This is a genomic window from Fictibacillus phosphorivorans (assembly GCF_001629705.1).
In the GTDB taxonomy this organism is placed as follows: domain Bacteria; phylum Bacillota; class Bacilli; order Bacillales; family Fictibacillaceae; genus Fictibacillus; species Fictibacillus phosphorivorans_A.
The window spans coordinates 214,259-230,663 of record NZ_CP015378.1; the positions used below are offsets into that span (position 1 = coordinate 214,259).

The following is a 16,405-nucleotide window of genomic DNA, read 5'->3' on the forward strand; positions in this document are numbered from 1 at the left end:
TTTTTATGTTACCATCGTTTTTTCTTGCGATGAAGGGAAGCAAAAATGATTGGAGCAAGAGCGGCACCACCAATTAATCCGAACAGATGTCCCATCACGTTGATTCGTGCATTCATAAACGTGGTTACTAGGCTTATTCCTAATACAACAAGAAGAATCTGTGTGTTGGCTTGGTCGATATATTGACGGTGGTTATACAGCATATAAACGTAGATCCCGAACAAACCAAAAATAGCTCCTGATGCACCAATATGTGCGTAAGAAAGTGGCAGCAATAATAAGGTAGCTATGTTTGCGATCAAACCAGCACCTACATACCCGATAATAAATCTTACTTTTCCAAGGATTCCTTCGAGTGCAGGACCGAACAAGACAAGCGAGAACGAGTTAAAGATCAGATGACCTGCAGCCTCATGTGTAACAATGGGAGTGAATAAACGCCAGTACTCTCCAGCAGTGATGTAATAATTAGACCCGACCATAAAATGATACAAAGAGGTAGAAAAAGGGGTAAAATTAATAAGAAGAAACACGATGATGTGTGCAGCCACTAAAAATGTAACAATAGGATAACGCCTAATAAAGGTCTGAAAGCTTTCATCTCTTATAAACATGGAATTGTATCACCCTTTTTATATAAAGTGTAGGCTGTTTTTTCTTTCTCTTCGTTGAATGTTGATTGAAGTGGAAGGTGCGTGCCTAAAGGCAAAAAGCAACACAGCTTAAGCAGGAATCACCATTCATAATAGAACATCAAAGTTAAAAAACAGCCAAAATTTTAAACATACTCATTCATCTTCCTTAAGTTTACCATGTGAGGATAGATAGGGCGAAAGATATAGCTGTAAAGGAGCTTTTATATATGATTGTAGGAACAGGCATCGACATGATCGAGCTAAAACGAATCAAACAGGTTGTTTCTCACCAGCCTCGATTTACGGAGCGGGTGTTAACACCGTTCGAACAAAAAAGATTTTCTTCTTTAAACGGCAACAGAAGATTTGAATATCTTGCAGGACGCTTTGCTGCAAAAGAAGCAATGGCTAAAGCGCTCGGTGTTGGAATCGGTGCTGAACTTTCATGGCAGGACATGGAGATTAAATCAGATGAAAAGGGTAAGCCGTTTCTTACTTCTCCTTATCCATATTTATGTCATCTTTCTATCTCTCATACGAAAGAATACGCGATCGCACAAGTGGTTTTAGAAAGCTCGTCAAGCTAGTCTGCATATTGTCCAGGGTTGTCTCATATATTGTAATGCGGTAGAAGGGGTAGTCCTTTGCAAGATGCAGAGAGTTGGTCCCCCTTCAATGTCGAAATTACTTTGGGACAAAGGGGATGGCAAAAAATGAAGAAAACACTGTCAATGATGTTGACGGCGTTCATGATCGTATTGGTTCTGTCGGCATGTGGTGCACAAAGCCAGAACGATGTTTTGGATTCTTTAGAAGAAAGAATGGAATCCATGACGGGTTACAAAGCAGAAGCCAAGATGACATTGAGCACAGGAGAGAAGCCACTGACTTACGATTTAGAAATTTGGCACAAGAAGCCGGATTTTTATCGAGTCAGCTTAAAAAATGCTGAAAAAGATCAAAGCCAGATGATACTGCGCAACAAAGATGGAGTCTTCGTTCTTACGCCAGCTCTTAATAAAAGTTTCCGTTTCCAAAGTGACTGGCCAGAAAACAACAGCCAAGTTTATTTGTTCCAATCTCTCATCTCGGACATATTAAATGATACAGACAGAGGGTTTAAATCAAAAGAGAAAAGTTATGTCTTCCATACAAAAACAAATTATCAAAACAAAAACCTCTACCAGCAAGAGATCACATTAAACAAAGATCTTGATCCGCAACAAGTACGAATTATGGATCAAGACCAAAAAGAGCTTGTAAGATTAGATTTCTCCAAAGTAAAGTTCAATGCAAAATTTGATAAGAACTCTTTCGATATGGAATCCAACATGAGTAGTGCTCAATTTGAAGTTCCGACGTTCTCAGGTGGTGGAGAAGAGTTCGAAGTGCTGTATCCGACTTATACAGCGAACTTAAACATCGTAAATGAAAGAGAAGTAGCACAAGGAGAAGATGACTCCAAAGTGGTATTGAATTATGCGGACGAGGATAAATCATTCACATTGATGCAGCAGAAGAACACAGCTGTAGAAACAGCGTCGCGCTTAACGATGTCGAGTGGAGAACCGGTTGATCTAGGCTTTACTGTTGGGGCGATGACAGATCAATCAATTACATGGAATTTTAACGGTGTCGATTATTTGCTCGTCTCGAATAACCTTGGTCAAGATGAGTTGATGGCGATTGCACGCTCAGTGAGCGGAGAGGCAATAAAATAATTTCTACATTATATATAGGAATTGATAGAGCAGGCTGGCGAAGACGCTAGCCTGTTTTGTTTTGAAAGCGGGTATGTTGGATTCAGCACATCCGTAAATTGTCGAGAATTGTAGACTCGTGGATAAACTGCCAAAACTTTTGGATTAAGAACGAAAACTCGTGGATAAACAATTAAAACTTTTGGATTGCACACACATATTTATGGATTGAAGCGATAGGATGCTTACATAAATGCCGCTAAGAGGGTAAAATAGAAGGCAGTAATCTAAACCGGGGAGGCTAACATCATGGATAAACATCATTATTATCGAGACACTTGGGCAGAAATCGACCTAGACAAGATCAGTCAAAATATAAAATCTTTTAAGAGACATCTCCCTGAACAAAAAATTATGGCTGTCGTAAAAGCGAACGGATACGGCCATGGAGCACTTCAAGTGGCAGAAGAGGCATTGAGATCGGGAGCTGAGTTTCTAGCTGTTGCGATGCTCGACGAAGGATTAGCTTTGCGTAAACAGGGAATCAAGGCACCGATTTTAGTTATGAACCGTGTACGTCCGGAATATGCTAGTCTTGCGGCTGAAAATGAAATAAGCCTTACAGTCTTTCAAAAAGAATGGCTGATGGAGGCTCAATCGTATATGAAAGAAACGAAACATCAAATAAAGATACATCTGAAGATCGATACGGGCATGGGGCGAGTGGGATTTAGAGAAGAAAGCGAGCTGCAAGAAGTAGCGAGCTTCATCAACCAATCTCCTGTCTTTGAAGCAGAAGGGGTATTTACTCATTTTGCAACAGCTGATGAATGGGAATCAGAGCTTTTTGAACAACAAAGAAAGAAGTTTATTGAATATATAGACTTGCTGAAATCATGGGGATTGAACCCACCCCTTGTTCACAGTGCAAATAGTGCAGCAGCTCTTAGAAAAGTCGAAGGACCTTTCAATCTTGTTCGACTGGGGATCAGCATGTATGGTTTAGCGCCTTCTAACGAACTAAAACAAGACTTGCCGTTTCCACTAGAAGAGGCATTCAGCCTTCATTCCCGGCTCATTCATGTTAAAAAATTGATGCCTGGGGATACTGTAAGTTATGGAGCTACTTATACAGCAACAAAAGAAGAGTGGGTAGGTACATTACCAATCGGGTATGCAGACGGCTGGCAAAGAAGATTATCACCAGGAGCTTCCGTTCTTATAAATGGAGAACGGATGCCGATCATCGGCAGGATCTGTATGGATCAGTGTATGGTGAGACTTCCTAAGAGAATAGATGTTGGTGAAGTTGCCACTTTAATAGGAAGTCAGCAAGCAGAAAAAATAGAGATGGATGAGATCGCACGTATCGCAGAAACCATAAATTATGAAATTCCATGCCTCATTTCTGCTCGAGTGCCGAGAGTTTATACGAAAAAGGGTCGAATTTTAGAAAATATGAATGTAATTCTAAATTTTTAGCAGAATATTAGAAGGACTATTGAAAATTTTGTAGAATAAATACTTTGAAATCGCTTTGCAAATGGATTATTGAAGTGATAAGATTAAATGTGGTTAAAAGGAATTTGATCGTAGTATAGCTTTGCGCTGGAGGTGTATGTTGTGTCCGAATTGAACACAAAACGAATAGTGATTAGTCTTCCTCAAAAATTACTAAGTGAGGTAGATCGCGTCATAAAAAAAGAGAATTTGGACCGCAGCGAATTTATCCATCAAGCTACTGAGATGTTTCTTCGTGAGCGGAAGAATAAGCGTCAGTTTCGTGATGAGATGAAACAGGGTTACATGGAAATGGCTAAGATCAATCTAACGATTGCTTCAGAAGCATTTATGTTAGAGGAGGAAGCCGATCATACCTTGGACCGCTTAGTTAGCGGGGTGTAGTCCTTGATAGTCAAACGCGGAGACGTTTACTTTGCAGATCTTTCACCGGTAGTTGGATCAGAACAAGGTGGAATTCGGCCTGTACTGATCATTCAAAATGATATCGGGAACCGTTTTAGCCCTACTGTTATCGTAGCAGCAATCACAGCTCAAATACAGAAAGCAAAACTTCCAACACACGTTGAAATAGATTCGAAAAAATACGGCTTTGAACGGGATTCAGTTATTTTGCTTGAACAGATCAGGACGATTGACAAGCAAAGATTAACAGACAAAATAACACAACTGGATGAAGACATGATGCGCAGGGTAGACGACGCATTGCAGATCAGCACTGGTCTGGTTGATTTTTAATTTCATAACATCATTTAGGAAACTGTCTGACGGGGATGTCTGGCGGTTTTTTATTTTATTAACAGTTCTAGAAAGATAACTGGAAGAACAGGAACGGTTTACCTAAGAAGAAATTCTGTTTTAGTGTTAAATAAAAGCAATAACTTTTTCAGTTTTAAACTGCTTATTACTCATTCTGCCACTTAGCGAGGAAATGAACCCCTTCTAATGGAAATAAGTATACGAATACTATTTAAATATTTTGTAAAAAAATACATGTTTAACATTTAGAATCTTGGGTTATATATCCAAAGTTAGTAAAAGAGTAAACATTGCACAATATATTCAGAAGTGAAATAATAGAAATTGAGACTACATGTAGTGGGGGTGCAAGATAAATTGGACAACTTGATTGTACAGATGATTAATGAAAATCAAGAAACCCTAAAAGATAATTGGCTTAAAGAAGTTAAGCTTTTTAAAGAAAAAGAACTTGTTGGAACTTCTTTAAAGTTTAGTGAAGAAACGGACCAACAGTTTTTTGCTATGTTGATTAAACACATCAATTTTCATGATATTTCTAAAGACGGAACACTTGATGATTTTTTTGATCAAGTTCTTCATACAGGTTTACCATTAAGTTATTTAACGCAAGGGCTTCAAGCAGCTCGACGCGTTGTTTTAAATCTTTTAGTTGAGACAGAGAACGACAAGGAAAAAGTAGCAGCTGTATACCGCGAAATCGATCGCTGGTTAGATCCGATCCTAAATCGCGTTGTCGAAAACTCCTCTCAAATTTGGGAAAGAACCGTTTCTGTGCAGAAGACGGCATTATTAGAGCTTTCCGCTCCACTGATCCCAGTTTTCAAAAATATCAGTGTGATGCCACTTATTGGATCGATTGATACCGAACGTGCGAAGCTGATTATGGAAAACCTTCTAAACGGTGTGATCAAATATCGTTCAGAAGTGGTGCTCATCGATATTACAGGTGTACCTGTCGTTGATACGATGGTTGCTCATCATATTATTCAAGCAGCAGATGCCGTGCGTTTATTAGGTTCTACATGTATCCTAGTTGGAATACGTCCTGAAATTGCGCAGACGATCGTCAGCTTAGGCATTGATCTTAGCTTGTTCCCAACGAAAAGTACGTTACAAAAGGGTATGGAAAACGCTCTAGAAATTACTAATCAGCAGCTAATTAGCAATAAATAGGGAGTGAGAGTAAAAAAATGAGAATTCCTATTTTAAAATTGCACGAATATTTATTGATCACCATTCAAGTAGAGATGGATGATCAGACAGCTCTTCAATTTCAAGAAGACTTGCTTAATAAAATTCACGATACAGGTGCGAAAGGAGTGGTTATTGACCTAACGTCAGTAGACATGATCGACTCCTTTATAGCTAAAGTTCTTGGAGATGTAGTGAGGATGTCAAAATTAATGGGAGCTCAAGTTGTATTAACAGGAATACAACCAGCAGTTGCTATTACTCTAATTGACCTTGGAATTTCAATGAGGGAAGTTTCGACAGCACTTGACTTAGAACAGGGGCTTGATAAATTGCGTCTGGAACTGGAGGGATGACTATGGACATCCAATCCTGTGTGGAAGTACGCAACGAGTGGGACATCGTAAGTGCCCGTCAACTCGGACGAAACATGGCGAAAGAGTTAGGTTTCGGAAACGTTGATCAAGCAAGAATAACAACAGCCATATCTGAACTCGCCCGTAACATCTACTTATATGCAGGACGAGGTAAGATTTGCATCGAACCAATCGATCAATTAGGAAGAAAAGGACTACGGATCGTAGCCTTAGATAATGGTCCTGGAATTCGAGAGATCCGAAAAGTTATGGAAGATGGATATACTACTTCTGGCGGATTAGGAGCAGGATTACCAGGCGTGAAGCGTTTAATGGATGAATTCTCAATTGAATCCACTGTAGATGTGGGGACGGAGATATCAGCTACTAAATGGCTTCGTTAGGAGGAGAGCTCTTGACCGCAAAAGACGCACTAATGGAACGTTATCAAGATTTGTTATCGGTCTATCTAAAAGCCAAAACAGAGACGACCCTCTATAAAGGGCAGCAATTCAGCAGGAAGTTATTAGAACAACAAATCTCACCAGAAGATCTTGTCAGCTTACACATCCAAGTGATGGATCAGCTGTTTCCGGATATGTCTGAACAAATGAGAGATTCTTTTGACTTTCTGCTCGAAGCGATGATCGGCTACGGATTTGCTTATCGCGAGCATCAAAGTTTGCGTGATAAGCAACAACAGCTTGAATCAGAGATCGAAGTTGCCGCAAGTATGCAGCAGACGTTACTGCTCAGTGATGTCCCAGAGTTTGAACAACTCGACATCGGTGTAGTGAGTGTTCCTGCTAAAAAAATGAACGGTGATTATTATAATTTTGTTAAGAGCGGCAATAGTTTAAGTGTCGCGGTAGCAGATATCATCGGTAAAGGCATACCCGCTGCACTGTGTATGTCTATGATCAAATATGCGATGGACAGTTTGCCAGAAGAACAGATGAAACCTCATCTACTTTTAGAGAACTTAAACCGTGTCGTTGAACAAAACGTTCATAGCAACATGTTCATCACGATGTTTCATGGGGTTTATGAACCTGAGAGCCATAAGTTTTACTATGCGGGTGCTGGTCATGAACCAGGCTTTTTCTATCACGCAAAGGAAGACGAGTTTCATGACTTGATCGCAAAAGGTTTGGTTCTTGGTGTATCTCGAACCACTACCTACCATCCTTATGAAAAGATGATAGAAGTGGGAGACATGGTGATCCTTCTATCCGATGGAGTAACCGAGTGCAGAACAAGCAAAGGATTCATTGAAAGAGAAGAAGTTGTATCTCTTATTCGTAAGTATATGGATTTGCCCTCTCAGAAGATTGTTGAAAATGTATTTCAGGAGCTTGATCGCTTACAAGGCTTTGAGCTCAGAGATGATTTTACTTTAATTATTTTAAAACGACTGGTTTAAACAGTATTTGATTAGGGTAAAGGTACCTTATATGGTTCCATACAAAGCATGGGGGGAAATGAAATGAATTTGCAAATAAATCAAGAACAAATAAATGAAACATTCGAGTTAAACCTTACTGGAGAAGTTGATGCTTATACGGCTCCTAAGTTAAAAGAAGTGATGCTTCCTTTAACAGAAAAACAAGGAAACATCGTCATCGTAAATCTTTCTGGTATTGAATATATGGATAGCACGGGGCTAGGTATTTTCGTGGGAGCTTTAAAATCTTCCAAAGCTAATAATAGCTCTTTAAAATTAAGAGGCATGACAGAACGCGTTAAACGCATTTTCGAAATTACTGGTTTGACAGAAGTTATGGATATTGAAAGTGGAGTAAAGGGGGAGGCGCTATGAGAACAGCGTCCGACTATATTGAAATGAAGGTCCCTGCAAAACCGGATTATGTAGGTGTCGTCAGGCTAACGATCTCAGGCCTGGCAAACCGCATGGGTTTTGCGTTTGACGAAATTGAAGATATCAAGATTGCTGTATCAGAAGCTGTAACGAACGTTGTTAACCATGCCTATTCCGATACTGAAGACAAAGGCCAAGTTCGCATTGGCTGTAATATATATGACGACCGCATGGAAATTACGGTTGTCGATCAAGGAAAAAGTTTTGACGTCGAATCTATCTCAAAAAATCTTGGCCCTGTAGATGGTAAGTCAGTTGATCAACTGCACGAGGGAGGTTTAGGCCTCTTTCTGATAGATACATTAATGGACAAGGTAGAAATAAGCAGTGAAGCCGGTGTCGTTGTAATGATGACAAAGTATCTTCACAGAGATGAGGTGGAGGAACATGTCGACAGAATCTCACCAGCGCCTTCACAGTAAAGAACAAGTCTATGCTTGGATTGATGAACTGCAGCAAGACCCAAAGAATGAAGAAATTCAGACGAATCTCGTGTTGCAGTATCAAGACTTAGTTCATTCACTAGCTCGGAAGTTTTCTAAAGGCAAAAGTATTCATGACGATTTAGTACAAGTCGGAATGATTGGACTGCTTGCTGCTTTTAGAAGGTACGACAAAACGTTTGGAAGATCCTTTGAATCTTTTGCTGTTCCCACCATCGTCGGGGAGATCAAACGTTTTATCCGTGATAAAACATGGAGTGTTCACGTACCTCGTCGAATTAAAGAATTAGGACCAAGGATCAAGAAAGCCGTAGAAGAACTAACTACGCGTTTACAAAGATCACCGAAAATCTTTGAAATCGCAGAGTACCTAGAAGTTTCTGAAGAAGAAGTTCTAGAGACGATGGAGATGGGCAAAAGTTATCAAGCTCTATCCGTAGATAGTTCCATTGAAGCGGATCAAGAAGGAAGTACAGTTACACTACTTGATTTAGTCGGATCCAATGATGTTGGTTTTGATCAGATCGATAAAAGGATGCTTCTGGAAAAAGCTTTTGCTGTTCTTTCTGAACGCGAACGCGAAATTCTTCAATGTACCTATTTTGAGAATTTAAGCCAGAAGGAAACGGGAGAACGTTTAGATATCTCTCAAATGCATGTGTCACGACTTCAACGACGAGCACTTGAAAAGCTAAAAGAAGCGTTGCGCGTATCCCCTTCGGAGGCTCTTAGATGATCGAACACTATCAGTTTAGCAAGGCATCGGTTTCCTCTTATCAAAAACCGAAAAAGGGAAATGATCTTTGCGGAGATAGTTTTTATGTGAAAGAAACGGAAGATTATTTGATATGTGCAGTAGCGGATGGTCTAGGAAGCGGGAAGATGGCGAAAGAAGCTTCTGGGGCCGCTACTGATATTATCGATCAAAATCATCATGAAACGGTCGAGAGATTAATGTTCCTTTGTAATGAAGGATTAAGACATACCCGTGGTGCCGTGATTGCCATTGTGAAAGTCGATTATCATAATCATACAGCGACTTATTCAGGAGTTGGCAACATCCGTTTTATGATCTCTGCTGAAAGACAAAGAGCCATTCACCCTTTGCCGAAAGTTGGTTTTCTCGCTGGAAAGCCTGAAAAATTTAAAGTACAAGACTTTAAGTTTGAAAAAGAGTTAACGCTGATGCTTTATTCCGATGGTATGGACATTCATACGCAGAGCCGTTCGTTGTTAACAAAAATGATTTCACCTAAAGAGTCAGTCCTCTATATAAGTGGATTGCCTCAAGATATCAATGACGACGCAACATGCTTAGTTGGACAAATAAATTTGATTTCGTAAAACATCACCTTCATTCGTTTGTAGGGTGGTGTTTTTTGTTTTGGATTTCTGAAAGATTATTACGTTTAAATCCTTGTCTACTTTGACAGTTGATTGGAATGGAAGGTGCGTGCCAGCCGCATGAGATACTTCTTGCTTGCAAGGCATGCGACGAGGAAGCTTACTACGGAGAATTAACTTTTAGACGCAGGAGCAAGGAACTTCTAAAGGTGGGCAGTCAAAAAAATGGAAGTGGCTCGTCAAGACCCGACAAGCAAAAGGTGAATGGATTTGAAGGCGCACTTTGCCTTCTTAGCCATTTAACTTTTGACCTCGAGGGTCTAGCCACTGCAACTAGACAGGTGAGACACTTAAGAGTGAAACGTACAAATGTGGCTCACCGCCTGCCCCGCGGAAAGCGAGCAACCTGGAATGGAAATCAACGACTTACAAGAAAATGGTCTGCAAACTCAGAAATAACTAGCAATTTTTACGCCACCACTTCCTTGGTTTATAATAGTACTAATTGATTGAAAAAGGAGTGTTCTTATTGGGACAACCTATTAGTGAACAAGCATTGAGAACGATGGAATCCGAATTAAACGTAAAAGGAAAACAAATTAACCAAGTTATCGCTCTTTTAGAAGAAGGAAATACGGTCCCGTTTATTGCACGTTATCGAAAAGAATTAACGGGTGGCTTAGATGAAGTACAGATCAAAGACATCATGGACAGATGGACCTATCTGCAAAATTTAGCATCCAGAAAAGAAGAGATCCTTCGTTTAATCGAAGAACAAGGGAAATTAACAGAAGAATTAACGACTGCGATTGCAAAAGCGCAAAAGCTACAGGATCTTGAAGATATTTATCGTCCATACAAGCAAAAAAGAAGAACGAAAGCGACTGTAGCGAAAGAAAAAGGTCTTGAACCACTTGCTCTATGGTTGTTAGAGCAACGAAATGATGATCCATTAAAGGAAGCGGCATCTTACATAAATGAAGAAAAAGAAGTAAACGCTGCTGAAGATGCATTGTCTGGAGCGAAAGACATTATCGCTGAAATGCTTTCTGACGATCCAGATATGCGAAAATGGATTCGTGAAGATACATTTTCAAAAGGCGAGATCAAAACCGATGGAAAGAATTCGGAATTAGACGAGAAAAAAGTATTCGAAATGTACTATGAATATCAAGAACCGATCCGTAAGATTGTTCCACATCGTGTTTTAGCGGTGAATCGAGGAGAAAAAGAAAATATTTTAAGAGTTGGTATCGCTGCACCTTCAGAACTGATCGTATCAAAGATGGAGAGAAAAGTAGTGAAGCGCTCGAGCTCGCCTGCAGTACCATACCTCTCTGAAGCGATTGAAGATGCGTATAAACGATTGATCGCCCCTTCGATCGAACGAGAAATTCGTGCCGCTCTAACAGAACAAGCAGAAGAGCGTGCGATTCACATCTTTTCTGAAAATGTAAGAAGCCTTCTCTTACAAGCACCACTAAAAGGAAAGGTTGTTCTAGGAGTTGACCCTGCTTATAGAACGGGTTGCAAACTAGGAGTAGTGGATGAAACGGGTAAAGTGCTGCATATCCAGACGATCTACCCGACACCACCGCGATCAGAGGTGGAAAAATCAGCAGCGGTTGTAAAAAAACTGATCGATCAGTATGATATCGAAATTGCTGCGATCGGTAATGGGACAGCATCGCGCGAAACCGAACAATTTATTGCTGAAACGTTAAAAGATGTAGATAAATCGGTAGCATATGTGATTGTTAACGAAGCGGGAGCGAGTGTGTATTCAGCTTCTACAGTCGCGCGAGAGGAATTTCCTGACCTTCAAGTTGAAGAAAGAAGTGCGGTATCCATTGCGCGAAGACTTCAAGACCCGTTGGCTGAGCTCGTAAAAATCGATCCGAAGTCTATTGGAGTAGGTCAGTATCAGCATGATGTTTCACAAAAAAGACTAGGTGAAGAAATTTCCTTTGTTGTTGAAACAGCAGTTAACCAAGTTGGAGTTAACGTTAATACCGCATCATCGTCTCTTCTTCAATATGTATCAGGGTTGTCCAAAACCGTTGCACAGAACATTATTGTTAAACGAAACGAGGTAGGAAAGTTCAAAAACAGAACAGAACTTAAGAAAATTCCTCGTCTTGGTGCAAAAACGTATGAACAATGTATCGGATTTTTACGTGTAGTAGACGGAGATCAACCCCTTGATCAGACGGGTATTCACCCAGAAAGCTATCCGGCAACAAAAGCTCTTTTAAAAGAACTCGGATTCAAACCTGCTGATATCGGTTCAGACGCTCTTGCAGAAAAGCTAAAATCACTTTCACTTGAAGCAACATCAGAAAAATTAGATATTGGCGTCCCAACTTTAAAGGATATAATTGAAGGGCTTATGAAACCAGGACGAGATCCACGTGATGCCTTTTCAGGGCCAGTTCTTAAAACAGATGTTCTGAAGATGGAGGACTTATCCCAAGGAATGGAACTGCAAGGAACGGTCCGAAACGTTGTCGACTTTGGTGCGTTTGTAGATATTGGTGTAAAACAGGACGGGCTTGTTCATATTTCGAAGCTTACCGATCGCTTTATAAAAAATCCGATGGATGTCGTAAGCGTAGGGCAAGTCGTTACGGTATGGGTAGATTCAGTAGATGTAGCGAAACAACGAATCGCTCTAACCATGATCGCTCCAAAATGAGATAAAAGATAATGCACTTCTCCAGTGGACTATTCTTCACTGGAGGAGTGTTTTTTGTTATAGAAGAACCAGCATTGATTTAGTAAGCGGATTTGGTAACGGTCTTTTTGATAATAAGCACGACGGAGCTGTCTTTTAAACCATGTTGGCATATAGAGAACCTCCTTGAACTTCCCAATCCGTTATTTGTGTATTAGTCTATGTATAGGAGCTTGTTAATGTGAACTTCAAATGTAAGGAGCTTGACCATGACGAATGAAGAATTGCAGAAACTAACAGAGGAGATCTCGATTCAGTTTTTCAATAAAACGTTTCGCCATCAAGCCAGATTCAATAGAAGGCTACGAACAACAGGTGGACGTTATCTGTTGCGATCTCATGATATAGAAATGAATCCTCATCTTTATGAAGCGTTTGGTATGGAAGAATTGATCGGTGTCATTAAGCATGAGCTCGTGCACTATCATATGCATATCGAGGGCAGAGGGTATAAACATGGTGACGATGACTTTAAATATTGGCTTCATAAAGTAGGTGGGTCTCGTTTCTGCCAATCCATCCCGGAAAAAAGAAGAACAGAGAGTTATAAATACGCTTATATGTGTACAGACTGTATGCAGTCTTATAAAAGAAAAAGGAAAATCGACACGAGAAGATACGTTTGTGGAAAGTGCAGAGGGAAATTAAAACAGGTTTCTTTAAAATAGGGTGTTGACTTCGAATATAGGTATGTGGTAATTTAATAAAGTCGCTGTTAGACATACCTATTACATAGCTTTTAAAAGCAGGTATCGTAAAGCGAATGCGGCTCAGAAAAAACTTATAAAACTAGTTGACATCTGAATCCAAAACGATTATGATATTAATTGTCCTTAAAAGACATTCCACAGTAGCTCAGTGGTAGAGCTATCGGCTGTTAACCGATCGGTCGTAGGTTCGAGTCCTACCTGTGGAGCCATACAGAGAAGTACCCAAGTGGCTCAAGGGGCTCCCCTGCTAAGGGAGTAGATCGCTAACGCGGTGCGAGGGTTCGAATCCCTTCTTCTCTGCCATCTGGCCCGTTGGTCAAGCGGTTAAGACACCGCCCTTTCACGGCGGTAACACGGGTTCGAATCCCGTACGGGTCACCAAATACTTTTTTTCAAGTAATACCTATAGATTGATGGACTCGTGGTGTAGTGGTTAACATGCCTGCCTGTCACGCAGGAGATCGCCGGTTCGACCCCGGTCGGGTCCGCCATTATTTCTAAGGTGTTGGGCTATAGCCAAGCGGTAAGGCATCGCACTTTGACTGCGACATGCGTTGGTTCGAATCCAGCTAGCCCAGCCATTTTTTCTTTTTAAGATAAGTGTTTAAGAACACTTCGAGTGAGAGCCATTAGCTCAGTTGGTAGAGCATCTGACTTTTAATCAGAGGGTCGAAGGTTCGAATCCTTCATGGCTCACCATTTTCAAATTAATATGCGGGTGTGGCGGAATTGGCAGACGCGCTAGACTTAGGATCTAGTGTCTTTGACGTGGGGGTTCGAGTCCCTTCACCCGCACCATATTAATTTTTTATCAATAAGTTGCAGTGCTCATGCGCTGGCATCTAGCCGCGCGGTCGTGGCGGAATGGCAGACGCGCTAGCTTGAGGGGCTAGTGGGGGTATCCCCGTGGAGGTTCGAGTCCTCTCGACCGCACCAACTTTAACTTATAACATAGAATACATTTTAAATATGCGCCCTTAGCTCAGCTGGATAGAGTGTTTGACTACGAATCAAAAGGTCGGGAGTTCGAATCTCTCAGGGCGCGCCATATTTACTTACGGGAAGTGGCTCAGCTTGGTAGAGCACCTGGTTTGGGACCAGGGGGTCGCAGGTTCAAATCCTGTCTTCCCGACCATACTTATGCGGGTGTAGTTTAGTGGTAAAACAAGAGCCTTCCAAGCTCTGGTCGTGAGTTCGATTCTCATCACCCGCTCCATTATTTTTTACGGGCCTATAGCTCAGCTGGTTAGAGCGCACGCCTGATAAGCGTGAGGTCGATGGTTCGAGTCCATTTAGGCCCACCATATGATCGTAAAAAGGATCAAAAAAAAGATTTTAAAAAAGCGCTTGACTTTATAACTTCCATTCGGTAAGATAATAAAGCTGTCTCGGAAAAAGACAAGCCAAACAAACAGTTCTTTGAAAACTGAACAAAAGAAATAGGTAAGGAATTAAGAATTAATTCCGTCAGTTTTAAAATCGAGCAAGACAAACACTTTTATGGAGAGTTTGATCCTGGCTCAGGATGAACGCTGGCGGCGTGCCTAATACATGCAAGTCGAGCGAATGACGAGGAGCTTGCTCCTCTGATTTAGCGGCGGACGGGTGAGTAACACGTGGGTAATCTGCCTGTAAGACGGGGATAACTCCGGGAAACCGGGGCTAATACCGGATAATAAGAGAAGAAGCATTTCTTCTTTTTGAAAGTCGGTTTCGGCTGACACTTACAGATGAGCCCGCGGCGCATTAGCTAGTTGGTGAGGTAACGGCTCACCAAGGCGACGATGCGTAGCCGACCTGAGAGGGTGATCGGCCACACTGGGACTGAGACACGGCCCAGACTCCTACGGGAGGCAGCAGTAGGGAATCTTCGGCAATGGGCGAAAGCCTGACCGAGCAACGCCGCGTGAGCGATGAAGGCCTTCGGGTCGTAAAGCTCTGTTGTTAGAGAAGAACAAGTACGAGAGTAACTGCTCGTACCTTGACGGTACCTAACCAGAAAGCCACGGCTAACTACGTGCCAGCAGCCGCGGTAATACGTAGGTGGCAAGCGTTATCCGGAATTATTGGGCGTAAAGCGCGCGCAGGCGGTCTCTTAAGTCTGATGTGAAAGCCCACGGCTCAACCGTGGAGGGTCATTGGAAACTGGGAGACTTGAGTGCAGGAGAGAAAAGTGGAATTCCACGTGTAGCGGTGAAATGCGTAGAGATGTGGAGGAACACCAGTGGCGAAGGCGGCTTTTTGGCCTGTAACTGACGCTGAGGCGCGAAAGCGTGGGGAGCAAACAGGATTAGATACCCTGGTAGTCCACGCCGTAAACGATGAGTGCTAGGTGTTGGGGGGTTCCACCCTCAGTGCTGAAGTTAACACATTAAGCACTCCGCCTGGGGAGTACGACCGCAAGGTTGAAACTCAAAGGAATTGACGGGGGCCCGCACAAGCAGTGGAGCATGTGGTTTAATTCGAAGCAACGCGAAGAACCTTACCAGGTCTTGACATCCTTTGACCACTCTAGAGATAGAGCTTTCCCCTTCGGGGGACAAAGTGACAGGTGGTGCATGGTTGTCGTCAGCTCGTGTCGTGAGATGTTGGGTTAAGTCCCGCAACGAGCGCAACCCTTGACCTTAGTTGCCAGCATTCAGTTGGGCACTCTAAGGTGACTGCCGGTGACAAACCGGAGGAAGGTGGGGATGACGTCAAATCATCATGCCCCTTATGACCTGGGCTACACACGTGCTACAATGGATGATACAAAGGGTTGCGAAGCCGCGAGGCCAAGCCAATCCCAAAAAGTCATTCTCAGTTCGGATTGTAGGCTGCAACTCGCCTACATGAAGCCGGAATTGCTAGTAATCGCGGATCAGCATGCCGCGGTGAATACGTTCCCGGGCCTTGTACACACCGCCCGTCACACCACGAGAGTTTGTAACACCCGAAGTCGGTGGGGTAACCCTTTTGGGAGCCAGCCGCCGAAGGTGGGACAGATGATTGGGGTGAAGTCGTAACAAGGTAGCCGTATCGGAAGGTGCGGCTGGATCACCTCCTTTCTATGGAGATTATGAAACACCTTCGTGTGTTTCGTAAGTACGCCTATTCTTCTTTTGTTCAGTTTTGAAGGAACTTAACTTCC

Annotated in this window: 17 protein-coding genes, 12 tRNA genes and 1 rRNA gene; 28 read left to right on the forward strand and 2 right to left on the reverse strand. The window is 42.0% G+C overall.

Annotation, left to right across the window (positions count from 1 at the left end; all coding sequences use genetic code 11):
- Window positions 1-8: 8 nt before the first annotated feature.
- Window positions 9-614 (reverse strand): rhomboid family intramembrane serine protease, encoded by a 606-nt coding sequence (locus ABE65_RS01170; protein ID WP_066390794.1) that lies wholly within the window; start codon window positions 612-614, stop codon window positions 9-11.
- Between the two features lie 248 nt (window positions 615-862).
- On the opposite strand from ABE65_RS01170, the gene acpS reads away from it, so the two are divergent.
- The 14 genes from acpS to ABE65_RS01245 all read left to right on the forward strand — a co-directional run bounded on the left by acpS (window position 863) and on the right by ABE65_RS01245 (window position 12,526).
- Window positions 863-1,222 (forward strand): holo-ACP synthase, encoded by a 360-nt coding sequence (gene acpS, locus ABE65_RS01175; RefSeq protein WP_066390796.1) that lies wholly within the window; start codon window positions 863-865, stop codon window positions 1,220-1,222.
- Window positions 1,223-1,348: 126 nt separating this feature from the next.
- Window positions 1,349-2,356 (forward strand): LolA family protein, encoded by a 1,008-nt coding sequence (locus tag ABE65_RS01180; protein WP_066390798.1) that lies wholly within the window; start codon window positions 1,349-1,351, stop codon window positions 2,354-2,356.
- Between the two features lie 288 nt (window positions 2,357-2,644).
- The gene (gene alr / locus ABE65_RS01185) at window positions 2,645-3,817 is read left to right on the forward strand and encodes an alanine racemase (RefSeq protein ID WP_066390800.1); all 1,173 of its coding nucleotides are present in this window, start codon (window positions 2,645-2,647) and stop codon (window positions 3,815-3,817) included.
- Window positions 3,818-3,958: 141 nt separating this feature from the next.
- Complete coding sequence (locus ABE65_RS01190) at window positions 3,959-4,240, forward strand: CopG family ribbon-helix-helix protein (RefSeq protein WP_066390801.1); 282 nt, start codon at window positions 3,959-3,961, stop codon at window positions 4,238-4,240.
- A 3-nt stretch (window positions 4,241-4,243) separates the two neighbouring features.
- Window positions 4,244-4,594 carry a type II toxin-antitoxin system PemK/MazF family toxin gene (locus ABE65_RS01195; protein ID WP_066239453.1) on the forward strand — a complete coding sequence of 117 codons (351 nt, stop codon included), beginning with the start codon at window positions 4,244-4,246 and terminating at the stop codon, window positions 4,592-4,594.
- A 378-nt stretch (window positions 4,595-4,972) separates the two neighbouring features.
- Complete coding sequence (locus ABE65_RS22280; RefSeq protein ID WP_269148774.1) at window positions 4,973-5,791, forward strand: STAS domain-containing protein; 819 nt, start codon at window positions 4,973-4,975, stop codon at window positions 5,789-5,791.
- A 17-nt stretch (window positions 5,792-5,808) separates the two neighbouring features.
- Window positions 5,809-6,165 carry an STAS domain-containing protein gene (locus ABE65_RS01205; protein WP_066239455.1) on the forward strand — a complete coding sequence of 119 codons (357 nt, stop codon included), beginning with the start codon at window positions 5,809-5,811 and terminating at the stop codon, window positions 6,163-6,165.
- A gap of 2 nt (window positions 6,166-6,167) precedes the next feature.
- A complete protein-coding gene (locus ABE65_RS01210; protein ID WP_066285716.1) occupies window positions 6,168-6,569 on the forward strand; it encodes an anti-sigma regulatory factor in 402 nt (133 codons plus the stop codon).
- Window positions 6,570-6,580: 11 nt separating this feature from the next.
- The gene (locus tag ABE65_RS01215) at window positions 6,581-7,588 is read left to right on the forward strand and encodes a PP2C family protein-serine/threonine phosphatase (RefSeq protein WP_156499094.1); all 1,008 of its coding nucleotides are present in this window, start codon (window positions 6,581-6,583) and stop codon (window positions 7,586-7,588) included.
- Between the two features lie 63 nt (window positions 7,589-7,651).
- Window positions 7,652-7,984 carry an STAS domain-containing protein gene (locus tag ABE65_RS01220; protein WP_066390805.1) on the forward strand — a complete coding sequence of 111 codons (333 nt, stop codon included), beginning with the start codon at window positions 7,652-7,654 and terminating at the stop codon, window positions 7,982-7,984.
- Window positions 7,981-8,466, forward strand: a complete 486-nt coding sequence (gene rsbW, locus ABE65_RS01225) for an anti-sigma B factor RsbW (RefSeq protein ID WP_066390806.1) — start codon at window positions 7,981-7,983, stop codon at window positions 8,464-8,466. The genes ABE65_RS01220 and rsbW overlap by 4 nt, the downstream gene beginning before the upstream one ends.
- The gene (gene sigB / locus ABE65_RS01230; RefSeq protein ID WP_066390807.1) at window positions 8,432-9,223 is read left to right on the forward strand and encodes an RNA polymerase sigma factor SigB; all 792 of its coding nucleotides are present in this window, start codon (window positions 8,432-8,434) and stop codon (window positions 9,221-9,223) included. The genes rsbW and sigB overlap by 35 nt, the downstream gene beginning before the upstream one ends.
- A complete protein-coding gene (locus ABE65_RS01235) occupies window positions 9,220-9,831 on the forward strand; it encodes a SpoIIE family protein phosphatase (protein WP_066390808.1) in 612 nt (203 codons plus the stop codon). The genes sigB and ABE65_RS01235 overlap by 4 nt, the downstream gene beginning before the upstream one ends.
- Before the next feature lie 565 nt (window positions 9,832-10,396).
- The gene (locus tag ABE65_RS01245) at window positions 10,397-12,526 is read left to right on the forward strand and encodes a Tex family protein (RefSeq protein WP_066399604.1); all 2,130 of its coding nucleotides are present in this window, start codon (window positions 10,397-10,399) and stop codon (window positions 12,524-12,526) included.
- Window positions 12,527-12,555: 29 nt separating this feature from the next.
- On the opposite strand, the gene cmpA is transcribed toward ABE65_RS01245, so the two are convergent.
- Window positions 12,556-12,678: a cortex morphogenetic protein CmpA gene (gene cmpA, locus ABE65_RS21695; protein WP_137792088.1), complete on the reverse strand. Its 123-nt coding sequence runs from the start codon at window positions 12,676-12,678 to the stop codon at window positions 12,556-12,558.
- 96 nt (window positions 12,679-12,774) lie between these two features.
- On the opposite strand from cmpA, the gene ABE65_RS01250 reads away from it, so the two are divergent.
- The 14 genes from ABE65_RS01250 (at window position 12,775) to ABE65_RS01315 (ending at window position 16,322) form a co-directional block, all read left to right on the forward strand.
- Window positions 12,775-13,233, forward strand: a complete 459-nt coding sequence (locus ABE65_RS01250; protein WP_066390812.1) for a SprT family protein — start codon at window positions 12,775-12,777, stop codon at window positions 13,231-13,233.
- A gap of 176 nt (window positions 13,234-13,409) precedes the next feature.
- Window positions 13,410-13,484, forward strand: a tRNA-Asn gene (locus ABE65_RS01255).
- Window positions 13,485-13,487: 3 nt separating this feature from the next.
- Window positions 13,488-13,578 (forward strand) — tRNA-Ser (locus ABE65_RS01260).
- A gap of 3 nt (window positions 13,579-13,581) precedes the next feature.
- Window positions 13,582-13,656, forward strand: a tRNA-Glu gene (locus ABE65_RS01265).
- Window positions 13,657-13,690: 34 nt separating this feature from the next.
- Window positions 13,691-13,766, forward strand: a tRNA-Asp gene (locus ABE65_RS01270).
- 15 nt (window positions 13,767-13,781) lie between these two features.
- A tRNA-Gln gene (locus tag ABE65_RS01275) sits at window positions 13,782-13,856 on the forward strand.
- Between the two features lie 42 nt (window positions 13,857-13,898).
- Window positions 13,899-13,974: transfer RNA gene (locus tag ABE65_RS01280), tRNA-Lys, on the forward strand.
- A 15-nt stretch (window positions 13,975-13,989) separates the two neighbouring features.
- A tRNA-Leu gene (locus tag ABE65_RS01285) sits at window positions 13,990-14,073 on the forward strand.
- Between the two features lie 52 nt (window positions 14,074-14,125).
- Window positions 14,126-14,211: transfer RNA gene (locus ABE65_RS01290), tRNA-Leu, on the forward strand.
- Window positions 14,212-14,246: 35 nt separating this feature from the next.
- A tRNA-Arg gene (locus ABE65_RS01295) sits at window positions 14,247-14,323 on the forward strand.
- Window positions 14,324-14,333: 10 nt separating this feature from the next.
- Window positions 14,334-14,410, forward strand: a tRNA-Pro gene (locus ABE65_RS01300).
- Between the two features lie 7 nt (window positions 14,411-14,417).
- Window positions 14,418-14,491, forward strand: a tRNA-Gly gene (locus ABE65_RS01305).
- A gap of 11 nt (window positions 14,492-14,502) precedes the next feature.
- Window positions 14,503-14,579 (forward strand) — tRNA-Ile (locus tag ABE65_RS01310).
- A gap of 193 nt (window positions 14,580-14,772) precedes the next feature.
- Window positions 14,773-16,322: ribosomal RNA gene (locus ABE65_RS01315) — 16S ribosomal RNA — on the forward strand.
- Window positions 16,323-16,405: the final 83 nt, after the last annotated feature.